The 11530-nt window shown below is 52.9% G+C and carries 12 protein-coding genes; 4 read left to right on the forward strand and 8 right to left on the reverse strand.

What is annotated here, in order from left to right; genetic code table 11:
* Window positions 1-9: 9 nt before the first annotated feature.
* Entirely contained in the window at window positions 10-189 is a 180-nt protein-coding gene (locus AC1MKH_RS15390; protein ID WP_015963932.1) for a YodC family protein, read from the reverse strand.
* A gap of 77 nt (window positions 190-266) precedes the next feature.
* Complete coding sequence (locus AC1MKH_RS15395) at window positions 267-1178, reverse strand: DUF808 family protein (protein WP_276220385.1); 912 nt, start codon at window positions 1176-1178, stop codon at window positions 267-269.
* 177 nt (window positions 1179-1355) lie between these two features.
* On the opposite strand from AC1MKH_RS15395, the gene yedA reads away from it, so the two are divergent.
* The gene (gene yedA, locus AC1MKH_RS15400; protein WP_276220386.1) at window positions 1356-2267 is read left to right on the forward strand and encodes a drug/metabolite exporter YedA; all 912 of its coding nucleotides are present in this window, start codon (window positions 1356-1358) and stop codon (window positions 2265-2267) included.
* Here the strand turns inward: yedA and AC1MKH_RS15405 are convergent.
* Genes AC1MKH_RS15405 through drpB form a run of 4 tightly spaced genes read right to left on the reverse strand, consistent with a single transcriptional unit; the run spans window position 2242 to window position 5212 of the window.
* Window positions 2242-2736, reverse strand: a complete 495-nt coding sequence (locus AC1MKH_RS15405; protein ID WP_276220387.1) for a very short patch repair endonuclease — start codon at window positions 2734-2736, stop codon at window positions 2242-2244. The genes yedA and AC1MKH_RS15405 overlap by 26 nt on opposite strands.
* A complete protein-coding gene (locus AC1MKH_RS15410; protein ID WP_276220388.1) occupies window positions 2717-4132 on the reverse strand; it encodes a DNA cytosine methyltransferase in 1416 nt (471 codons plus the stop codon). Before AC1MKH_RS15410 ends, AC1MKH_RS15405 begins: the two co-directional genes overlap by 20 nt.
* A 57-nt stretch (window positions 4133-4189) precedes the next feature.
* Window positions 4190-4885 carry a phosphohydrolase gene (locus AC1MKH_RS15415; RefSeq protein WP_276220389.1) on the reverse strand — a complete coding sequence of 232 codons (696 nt, stop codon included), beginning with the start codon at window positions 4883-4885 and terminating at the stop codon, window positions 4190-4192.
* A 57-nt stretch (window positions 4886-4942) separates the two neighbouring features.
* Entirely contained in the window at window positions 4943-5212 is a 270-nt protein-coding gene (gene drpB, locus AC1MKH_RS15420; protein ID WP_276220390.1) for a cell division protein DrpB, read from the reverse strand.
* A gap of 699 nt (window positions 5213-5911) precedes the next feature.
* Between drpB and AC1MKH_RS15425 the strand changes: the two genes are divergently transcribed.
* A complete protein-coding gene (locus AC1MKH_RS15425; RefSeq protein ID WP_276220391.1) occupies window positions 5912-7105 on the forward strand; it encodes a porin in 1194 nt (397 codons plus the stop codon).
* Window positions 7106-7163: 58 nt separating this feature from the next.
* Here AC1MKH_RS15425 and AC1MKH_RS15430 read toward each other — a convergent pair whose 3' ends face one another.
* Window positions 7164-8060: an N-acetylmuramic acid 6-phosphate etherase gene (locus AC1MKH_RS15430; RefSeq protein ID WP_276220392.1), complete on the reverse strand. Its 897-nt coding sequence runs from the start codon at window positions 8058-8060 to the stop codon at window positions 7164-7166.
* A 165-nt stretch (window positions 8061-8225) separates the two neighbouring features.
* On the opposite strand from AC1MKH_RS15430, the gene AC1MKH_RS15435 reads away from it, so the two are divergent.
* Window positions 8226-9845 carry a sensor histidine kinase gene (locus AC1MKH_RS15435; RefSeq protein ID WP_276220393.1) on the forward strand — a complete coding sequence of 540 codons (1620 nt, stop codon included), beginning with the start codon at window positions 8226-8228 and terminating at the stop codon, window positions 9843-9845.
* Window positions 9842-10561, forward strand: coding sequence for a two-component system response regulator DcuR (gene dcuR, locus AC1MKH_RS15440; protein WP_276220394.1), 720 nt, complete (start codon window positions 9842-9844; stop codon window positions 10559-10561). The genes AC1MKH_RS15435 and dcuR overlap by 4 nt, the downstream gene beginning before the upstream one ends.
* Here dcuR and AC1MKH_RS15445 read toward each other — a convergent pair.
* Entirely contained in the window at window positions 10542-11507 is a 966-nt protein-coding gene (locus tag AC1MKH_RS15445; protein WP_276220395.1) for an FAD:protein FMN transferase, read from the reverse strand. The two genes, dcuR and AC1MKH_RS15445, sit on opposite strands and share 20 nt — an antisense overlap.
* Window positions 11508-11530: the final 23 nt, after the last annotated feature.

Genomic DNA, 11530 nt, shown 5'->3' on the forward strand with positions numbered 1-11530 from the left:
GCGTTTTGGCTAGGCTTTCTCCTGCGCGCGATCGCCGCCGGGCATAAGCTCATCTTCACGGAAGGCCTCACGCTTGACGCCAAAACCGTCATACCAGCGGCATTCAACCATCCCACTGGCATAACCCGTCACGACCATGCGCTGACCACCATTTTTAGACCGAACTTCATCACTGACCAAAAAGACCATAGTTGCCTCCGGTATCAGGGTGAAACAGTTTCACATTAGTCGATCGCCGGCGGGTTTGCGTAATCGGTGCGCACTTTTTAGCCTTCACGCTGACGAAGGCAATTGACGCCATTCACGACCGCCACCACGACAGCGCCGATAATAAAACCGAGCACCAGATTCGCAATCGTCGGTAGTAACATCGCGACAACGGCTCCCTGCTGCGCGGCAAAGCCTTCAATCGCGTGATGCAACGGCGCAACGCCGTGGACCACAATCCCGCCGCCAACCAAAAACATCGCCAGCGTACCGACCACGGATAATATTTTCATCAACCATGGTGCAACAAAAAGTAAACCTTTCCCGACGCCTTGTGCCAGCGCGCTCTTTTTCTCCGCCAGCCAGTAGCCCATATCGTCCAGTTTAACGATGATGCCCACCAGCCCGTAAACGCCGACGGTGACCAACACGGCGATACCTGACAGAATCAAAACCTGGTTCAGTAGCGGGGCTTCTGCCACGATACCAAGGGTAATCGCGACGATTTCAGCGGAGAGAATAAAATCGGTACGGATTGCGCCTTTCACTTTATCGCGTTCATACACCATCGGGTCCTGATTGGCGATGGCGTCTAATCGCTGCTGACGCGCGGCATCATCCTCTTTGTGCTTACGCGCATGCAGCGTATGCACCACTTTCTCGACCCCTTCAAAGCACAGGAACGCCCCGCCTATCATTAACAACGGAGTCACCGCCCAGGGGATAAACGCGCTGATCAACAGGGCCAATGGCACGAGGATCACTTTATTGAGCAGCGAACCCTTCGCCACGCTCCAGACCACCGGAAGTTCACGATTCGCGCGCACTCCCGAAACCTGCTGCGCATTCAGCGACAAATCATCGCCCAGCACGCCCGCCGTCTTTTTCGCCGCCAGCTTGCCCATCATGGAGATGTCATCCAGCAGCGTGGCAATATCATCCAGTAAGGTTAATAAACTACTTCCCGCCACAATCCGTTCCTTTCATTATTTTGTTTATTAATCACACAGTATGGAGCAAATGTACGGGTTACACATACCATACATTTTGCATACATAAATTCAACATTGCACTACGAATAAAAGCACTCGCAGAGAATCATTTTGCCGCTTACTATATCCCGCCTTGGTGTTTTCCCGTGAGAAATTATGCGTATCAAACAGCTGTTACCGCTTATCGGTGCATTATTTGCGCTCTACATTATCTGGGGTTCGACCTACTTCGCCATCAGCATCGGCGTTGCCAGTTGGCCACCGTTAATGATGGCTGGCGTGCGTTTTCTTTCGGCGGGAATTTTGCTGCTGAGCTATCTGCTGTTAACCGGACATCGCCTGCCGGCATGGCGTCCGTTGCTGAACGCCGCGTTAATTGGCGTACTGCTGCTTTCAGTGGGTAACGGTCTGGTGACTGTCGCCGAACATCAGAATGTGCCTTCCGGTATTGCTGCCGTGATGGTCGCGACAGTGCCGCTGTTTACACTCTGCTTCAGCCGCTTTTTTGGTATCGCGACGCGTAAACTCGAATGGTTGGGTATCGCCATCGGTCTTGCCGGGATTATTCTTCTCAACAGCGGCGGCAACCTCAGCGGTAACCCGTGGGGCGCGGTTTTGATTTTAATTGGCTCGATGAGCTGGGCTTTTGGTTCTGTCTACGGTTCGCGCATCGAATTGCCCGTCGGTATGATGGCGGGCGCGGTTGAAATGCTGGCGGCAGGTATCGTGCTGATGAGCGCTTCTCTGCTGACGGGTGAGCGTCTGACCACAATGCCGGATACTTCTGGCTTTCTGGCGGTGGCGTATCTGGCCGTGTTCGGCTCCATCATCGCCATCAATGCGTATATGTTTTTAATCCGCAACGTGTCGCCTGCGGTCGCAACCAGCTACGCCTATGTTAACCCGGTGGTGGCGGTACTGTTGGGTACCGGGTTTAACGGCGAGCGTTTATCGGGCGTCGAGTGGCTGGCGCTGGTGATTATTATCGCCGCCGTGGTGCTGGTGACATTAGGAAAGTATCTGGTCGGCGCGAAAAGCAGCGTTACATCGTGTCAGGTAGAGAAGTAATCGCCAGTTGCGACATCCCCTGAGTGCCGATCTGCGCGCTGCCCTCGCCGCCGCAGATCCACTCTTCCAGCCGTTCCTTCAGCTCGTTATCAGCCAGTTTTTCACGCCCGCGCAGGGCGCACTCCCAGATAATCAATACCCGCCAGCCCAACTGATGCAGTCGGGCAACATCGCGCCTGTCGCGCGCCACATTGCTGGCGATTTTTGTCAGCCAGAATTCCGTACGCGTGGCGGGGACCTTAAACAAGTAGCAGTCGTGATGATGCCAGAAACAGCCATGGGTAAAGATGATGCAGCGGTAATCGTCCAGCGCGAAGTCGGGCCGCCCCGGCAGGTTTTTCTCCTGCGCGGTCCAGGCAAAGCCGCACTCGGCGAGCAACGCGGCGACGCGTTTTTCAATCGCCGTGTCGCGCGTGCCGATCGCCCGCATGTTTTTACTGCGGGTGGCTTTATCGTGAACGTCCGCCATTTTTCTCTCGCATCGCAACGGCCTGCAAAATGCGCGAACGCAGCAGACGCGCCACGGCGGCAAAGACCGGCACCACCACCGAGTTGCCAAACTGGCGATACGCCTGGGTATCAGAAACCGGGATACGGAACTGATACCCCTGAGGTTGTTCAAAGCCCATCAGGCGCGCGCATTCCCGTGGCGTTAAGCGGCGCGGGCGATGCTTCTGGTTTTGCGGATCGTCAAAATCTTTCTCACCCAGCGCTTTATCCCATCCGCGATCGATGAGGATCTCCGCGCCGTCTTTGTAATAGCGTGCAGAAAGCGTACGCGCCACGCTGCCGGGACGGGTCGGGTCAACCATGCCGTAACCAAAACCGTTACCTTTTGCCTGATGCTTACGCGCGTAGCGGTAGAGATATTTCCACAGCACAGGGGTGAGAATGAATTTTTCATCCACTATTGGGTCCAGCAGTTCGCCAAAATCCGGTCGCCGTGCCGGGTAGTAATCCGGAATATCGCGCAGGGTAAATCCTTTGTGCAGACCAAGGTCGCGTCGGAAACCCACCAGCACGATACGTTCGCGGTGCTGCGGTAAAAAGTGCTGCCCGTCGATAATTTTCGGGTCATCTGCGCCCATATCCGCCGCATCCGAGACTTCGTACCCCAGTTCATCCAGGGTTTGCATAATGATGCGGAAGGTTTTACCGCCGTCGTGGCTTTTGAGGTTTTTGACGTTCTCCAGCACAAAGACAGGCGGACGGCGCGCGTCGATGATGCGCACCACATCAAAAAACAGTGTGCCCTGCGTATCACAGGCAAAACCGTGCGCACGGCCCAGCGCATTTTTCTTGGATACGCCCGCCAGGGAAAACGGCTGGCACGGGAAGCCCGCGAGCAAAACATCGTGCTGGGGAATGTGTTGACGAATATGCGCCTGGGCTTCGCTGTCGCTCACATCAGTGTGATGACTTAAGGTGATGTCACGGATGTCGGCGTTGAACTGATGCTCGTGCGGATCGCAGAACCAGTTAGCTTTATAGGTACGCACCGCGTGTTTGTTCCATTCACTGGTAAACACACACTTCCCGCCGATGGCTTCAAACCCGTGGCGAATGCCGCCGATACCGGCAAACAGATCGACAAAACGAAATGCGTAATCTGGATGATGTGCGGGAGGTTTGGGCAATAAAGCCGTCAGCTGTGCAACTTCATTATCACTCAACCGCGTATTGGCACGCGCCAGCGTCACCACCCGTTTAACGATGGCCGGGCTCCAGTGCTGCTCGCCCACCGCATTCAGCTGCGCCACGATGGTTTTGAGATCGTATATTTCCAGCACCTGTTCAAGCAGTGCCTGGGCATCGGTTTCAACCGCCCGATGCGGGGCCGCACTCAGTGACTCACTCTGTTGCATAGATTCAACCAGACCAGACAAATAAGCGTGAGATTACCATACTTTGCAGCAGGAAATTCATTCCGACGGCGCAAATCGGCGCACCACCGCCTCATCCAGACCCTGCGGGTCGCCGCTCAGCTCAGCGCTCAGTTTCGCCATAAACTGCACCAGATAATCCGCATTATGTTGCGCAAGCTTGCGCCCTCTGGGCGTTTGCATGGTTTGCGGCAACCGTAACAGCTTGGTTTGAAAGTGATCCAGCGCCCAACGTTTATCGTCTAATGGGCGAGAGTCAGCAAAAGGATCATCCGCATCAAACAGCGGCGTGTTCAGGGCGCCCGACACGGCAAAGACGCGCGCGAGACCGATGGCGCCCAACGCTTCAAGACGATCGGCATCCTGCACAACTTTCGCTTCCAGGGTCCGTGGCGTTATCTGCGCACTGAAACTGTGGGCCTCAATGGCGTGCGCCAGCGCGGGAAAGAGATCGTCCGGGAAATCAGGGAAATCCTGACGCAGAATGACCTGCGTTCGTTCGGCGGATAACCGCGAAGCGCGAGAACGATCGGGATGATTTTTGGGCGGGCTGATAATGTCGTGAAAATAGCAGGCCGTGAGCAGCACCAGTAAGTTGACCGGCTCGTCGGCGGCAATGTGTCTGGCGCTGTGCCAGACACGGCGGAAATGGGAAATATCGTGGGCGGCATCGCCACCGGGGTAATGTTGTGCGAACCAGCGTTCGAAACGCTGCTGCCAGGCATCGATTGTCATGCTTTGCGGCCTTAATCCGTTTCCAGGCCGCGAGAATAACAAAATTCGCTTAGCGCATCATTCCTGAATCTGACGAGGACGGGTATACCAGGCGATGCCGCCGAGGATCAACCCGACAATGCCGAGCACGATAAACCCCGCAAGCGCACCAAGCAGTTTGCCGGAGGTTGAGGCGATTTCGCCATCCAGCGTCGCGCCAGGAATGGTTTCTACCTCGCTAATAACCCAAAAGTAACGCACCATCGCCCAGACAAAATAGCCGCAGAACGCATAAAAAACCCATAACGCCAGCTTACCGCCAGGGCCACGCGTCATTGTTTCTTCCATATAACACTCTCATTTAGCGAGGAAAATCGTTGTTGCCGCAATTCCACTTAAGGAGCAAATGTGATTGCCGTCACATTATAGCGACTCTTTTCACGCTGAGTAGTACTGGTCGGTCCTGCCTGAGGGCAAAATGCCGATCGTTTGATCTTCGGCAATTTTGTGAGGTGATGCACAATCCATAACAGGTCCCGCGTCATGGTTTTATGATCTTATTGATGAACATAATTTCACTATATGCTTTCGATGCATACATTCATTTTTTTGATATTTAACGATCCGTTTCCAGACTTTATTTTTCATTCTGTTCATGCAACTATAAGTCTGTTATTAGCCTTTTGTTGTTTTACACTGCACTCGTTAATATTTTTTTCATCTATAGCAGGCCCGATGAGTTTTTGATCGGGCTTTTTTTTTGATTTTTCCCTCCCCCTCCCCGCCGTTAAATCATATATAAGCATTGAATGCATTAAGAGATTTGCATATATAAAACACAATAAAATCAATCACATGAATTCACAATACATATATATTTAATTCAATGCATACAAATAAACAATTAAAGAAATATTTTGCAATATTTAATATAGAATAGTTACATCTTTGACGTAAAACAAAATGAACTCTATGGCTAATATCGCCGATGTAATGCTGATTTATCTAAAAGCATTCATAACCATTATTATTTAAAGGAAATAAATAATGAAAAGAAAAGTATTGGCAATTATTGTCCCGGCATTATTAGTGGCTGGTGCAGCAAATGCGGCAGAAATCTATAACAAAGACGGGAACAAACTGGATATCTATGGGAAAGTCGATGCACGTCATACTTTCTCTGACAATCCGGGTGATGACGGTGATGAATCTATCGTAGAACTGGGATTCAAAGGTGAGACTCAGATTACTCCAGAGCTGACTGGTTATGGACAGGCGCTGGGTAAAATGATCGCTAATGATACTGAATCTGCTGGCGGTAATGGTTACATGAAACTTGCCTTCGCTGGCCTGAAGTATGCAGATGCGGGTTCATTTGATTATGGCCGTAACTACGGTGTCGTTTACGACGTTGAAGCCTGGACCGATATGTTGCCGGTATTCGGCGGTGACTCCTATACCTGGACAGATAACTTTATGACAGGCCGTGCCAACGGCGTGGCGACCTATAGAAACACTGACTTCTTCGGTCAGGTAGAAGGTTTGAATTTTGCACTGCAGTATCAAGGCAATAACGAAAGTGGTGGCACTGATGACGGCCAGAATGAAGGCACTAAAAACCGCCACGATGGTGATGATTTCCGACTGGACAACGGTGATGGCTTTGGTATTTCTACAACCTATGACTTTGGCGATGTACTGGAAGGTCTGAGCGTAGGTGCGGCATATTCTTCCTCTGACCGTACCAACGATCAAGTCGCTGCTGGCACTATTCACAACCGTTATAGCAAATACGCGGGCGGGGATGAGGCAGAAGCTTGGACCATCGGTATGAAATATGATGGTGCTGCTTCAGGTACAAATGGCGCTTACTTAGCGTTAATGTATGCTGAAACACGTAATATGACCCCTTATGGTGATGACGGTATCGCCAACAAAACCCAAAACTTTGAAGCGGTTGCGCAGTATCAATTCGACTTCGGTCTGCGTCCTTCTTTAGCCTGGGTTTATTCTAAGGGTAAAGACTTAGGTGGTTATAATGGTCGTCACAATGTCACCGAATACACCGATAAAACGCTGGTGAACTATATCTCCGTAGCTGCAACCTATTACTTTAATAAAAACATGTCCACTTATGTTGATTACAAAATCAACATGTTGGATAACGACGTGAAATTCTACCACGACAACGGTATCTCTACCGATGACGTTGTGGGTGTTGGCCTGACCTATCAGTTCTAATCCCTACATATTATAAAGCCCGCATTGCGGGCTTTGTTCGTTTATCAATCCAGAAACCTTACGGCGCTTCCTGCAACGCCACTCGCACAAAACCATTGTTCTGCGCCAGCAGGGCATTCGCATCCTGTGCTTCCATTCCTGTGAGCACCATCAGAATTGCGGTTTTACAATGATGATCGCAGCGTTCCAGGGCCGCTTTCGCCACGCCGCGTGAACAACTTCCCGCTTCCATCACAATCGCAATCTGACGTTCGCACCACTGGGTAGTATCCCCGTCGAGATCCACGCGCAAATTGCTGTAAACCCGACCGCTTCGAATCGCAAGCCCGGTGGTCAGCATATTCAGGATCAGCTTCTGTGCGGCATTGGCTTTCGGATTACCATAGCCTGCCACCACTTCCGCCCCGGTTTGTGGCGCGATAACCAACGACGCCAGATGGGCGGCTTCGCTTTGCGGATTACGCGTGAGCACCGCTACCGGCGCGCCCAGCGACCAGGCGTGACGCAGTGCGCCCCAGACCCACGGCGTTTTTCCACCGACGGTCAGGCCCAGTAGCATATCTTTATCATTAAAGCCGATGGCCTGGAGATCCAGCACTCCGCGATCGTAATCGTACGCGGCTTCGCTTTTTTCATTCAGCATCGCCTGCGGCCCACCGGCGATAAGCCCGACAACCGGGCCGCGGCCCTGCGGGGTAAACTCACTGGCGGCCAACATCCCGGCACGCCCCGACGCGCCTGCGCCGACTATCACTAAACGCCCACCGCGGCTTAGCGCCGCCGCAGCTTGATCCACTAAACGGGTAATTTCATCCAGACAAGGCGTGATGGCATCGGCAATACGTTTATCTTCCTGATTGATAACGTTAAGCATGTCCTCAGTGGACAATCTGTCGATATCGGCGGTAACAGTACTGCGTCGTTCCATGACTGCATCGGTAAGCTTAATGCTCATAAACTGCCTCCTTATTATGAGTTGCCTCTCAATATAAAGTGTTTCATATGGATAGCCTGCGAGTGGCGTCACAAAGAGACGTTTGATTTGGTAAGGGTTACACTGCTTTAAGAAATCAGGCTTATCAGCGATAATGCGTGTTTATTATTGACGACAGGGATCCCGATGCACGATTTACAGCAGCCTCAACGCGCGCCAAAACGTCCGATGAAGCTCAGTACGCTGGTCACCCTGATGGTCTGCGGTGTCATCGGTGCCGTCCTGCTGGTTATCTACACCTTTTATCTTGCGCAAATCGCCAAAGCCACGCGCACGGGGTTGCAGGATACCGCCTTTGCTATCGCGCGCACCCTCGCCGATTCGCCGGAGATCAAACGCGGCCTCACCTCGCCTTCTTACAGCGATATTATTCAACCGATTTCAACCGCCGTGGAACAACGTAATCATCTGCTTTATGCGGTGGTGACCGATATGCATGGCATTCGTTATTCGCACCCTGATCCCCGCCGCGTCGGCCAGCGCTTTATCGGAGAAGATTTACAGCCCGCCCTGCTCGGCCAGGAAAATGTCTCGGTGAACCACGGCGTACTGGAAGAGGCGCTGCGCGTCTTTACGCCAGTTTATGACGAACAGCGCCGTCAGATTGGGGTGGTGATTGTCGGCATCTCGATGAACGATGTTCAGGCGCAAATCAACGCCAGCCGCTGGAACGCCATCTGGTTCGTGCTCTTTAGCGCCATCATCGGCAGCTTCGGGACCTGGGTGCTGGTTCGGGTACTGAAAAATATTCTTTTCGGCCTTGAGCCCTACGAAATTTCTACGCTGTTTGAACAGCGTCAGGCGATGCTGCAATCGCTTAAAGAAGGCGTGATCGCCGTCGATAGCCTCGGGAACGTGACGCTGATTAACCATACCGCGCGGCAAATTCTGCTCTCCGCCAACAATCGCCAGCCTGGAGAACCGCCACACGCGCCGTTGCAGGGAAACCTGCAACAGGTTTTGTCAACCGGAGTCGCGATTCCGGATCAAGAAGTGGGCTGCAATGGGCGTCTGTTACTCACCAACACCGTGCCGGTCCGCAGCCAGAACCGCGTGATTGGTGCGATTTGCACCTTCCGCGATAAAACCGAAGTCAGCCAGTTGATGCAACGCATGGATGGTATGGTTAACTATGTTGATGCCCTGCGCGCCCAGTCTCACGAATTTATGAATAAACTGCACGTGATCCTCGGGCTTTTGCACATCAAGCGCTATGACAAGCTGGAAGAGTACATCCTGCAAACCGCGCAAAATTATCAGACCGATATCGGCGAAATTCAGCATAAAATTAAATCACCGATTGTTGCCGGGTTCCTGCTCGGCAAAATCAATCGCGCAAAAGAGGCCGGGTTTACGCTGACGCTGGCAGAGGAGTCGCGCGTGCCGGACAATGCCAACGAGCAACAGGTGGCGGTACTGGTCACCGTGCTGGGCAACCTGATTGAAAATGCGCTGGACGCCATGTCCGGCCAGCCGGAAGGCGAGATAAGCCTGCTGCTGCACTATCAAAATGGCTGGCTCTCCAGTGAAGTCAGTGATGATGGGCCTGGCATCGCCCCGGATAAAATTGATGCTATTTTTACCAAAGGTTTTTCGACGAAAGGCGAGAATCGCGGCGTCGGGCTCTTTCTGGCCCGGCAACAAACTGAAAACCTCGGCGGCAGCATCGCCGTGGAATCAGAGCCGGGCGTCTTTACGCAATTTTTTGTACAAATCCCCTGGGACAGCGAGAGGAATGCCGAGTGATTAATGTGTTAATTGTTGATGATGATGCCATGGTGGCCGACCTGAACCGTCTCTATATCGAACGGGTTGAGGGGTTTAGCTGCTGTGGTATCGCGTCAACCCTCAGCCAGGCTCGCGAATTTATTGAAGAGAGTGTGCAGCCCATCGATCTGGTGCTGCTGGATGTTTATATGCAACAGGATAATGGGCTGGATCTGCTGCCGATCATTCGCGCATCGGGCCGGGCCATCGACGTTATCATGATCTCTTCCGCTTCAGATGCGGAAACTATTCAAACGTCGATGCATTATGGTGTGGTGGATTACCTGATCAAACCGTTCCAGTTCCCGCGCTTTGAAGAGGCGTTAACCGGCTGGCGTGAGAAAAAACAGCTGATGGGTAATCATAAGTATTACGAACAGGCCGATGTCGATCGCCTGCTGCACGGCGGCGCGCCGGAACTGGCTGACACCAAACGTCTGCCGAAGGGCTTAACGCCGCAGACGCTGCGCACGATTTGCCAGTGGATTGACGCGCATCCGGAAAGCGAGTTCTCCACCGACGACCTGGCGAACGCGGTGAATATCTCGCGCGTATCATGCCGTAAATACCTGATTTGGCTGGCGCAGATTAATATTTTGTTTACCAGCATTCACTACGGCGCAACCGGACGCCCGGTGTATCGCTATCACCTGCTGCCGGAACAGTACGGCCTGCTTAAGCAGTACGCACAGTAAGCCGGTAATCGTCATCAAGCAGCGTAAACCGGTAATGTCTGGCCGATGAGAGAATGATCTCCCGCTGTTTGGTGACAAATATCGCTTCAATATCCGGGCGGCTACGCAGCGCCTCTGTGCCCTTCTCAACGCCCATTCCGTAAATCAGCGTGGTCCAGAGATCACAGTCGAGCGATTCGCTGGCGATAATGGTGACGCTGTCGAGCTCGTTATCCAGCGGATACCCGGTGCGCGGGTCAAGAATATGGTGATAGCGGCGCCCGTCCAGCTCGAAAAAGCGCTCGTAGACGCCAGAGGTCACCACCGACTTGTTCACCACCTCAATGGCCCCGAGCAACGCGTTATCCTGTGCAAAGGGCTTCTTCAGGCCAATCGACCAACCGCCCTCCGGCGAGCCCAGCGTCTGCACATTCCCGCCAAGATTAATCAATCCCAGCTTCACACCCTGCTGGCGCAAATAGTCGCGCACGCGGTCAGCGATGTAACCTTTTGCAATCGCTCCCAGATCGATTTCCATCCCGGCACGCGTCAAAAATACGCTGCTTTTGGCATCATCCAGCACCACATTATGTGGATCGGTCAGCGCCAGCAACTGCGCGATATCTTCAGCAGGCGGCACACTATCGCCCTTAAAACCGATTTTCCAGCGTTTCACCAGCGGGCCAATCGCCAGATTAAACGCGCCACCACGTACAAGGCTTGCGGCTTTGGCGCATTTAATAAGTTCATAAACCGGGCGGCTGACGCTGACGGGGTTTAATCCTGCGGCGTGATTGATGTCCATGACCTGCGATTGCGCGCGGTTAACGGTGAGGAGATCTTCGTATTGCTTGATGAGGTGAAAAACGCGGGAGGCGAGCGATTCGTTGTGTTCGAAGAGTTTAAGCAGAATGGGCGAGCCCATCAGGACCGCGGAATAACTGTACACGCGTGCATCATCTGACATTCCAGCCTCCTTTCACAAAAGAG

It is taken from the genome of Pseudocitrobacter sp. CD920760 (genome assembly GCF_057782505.1).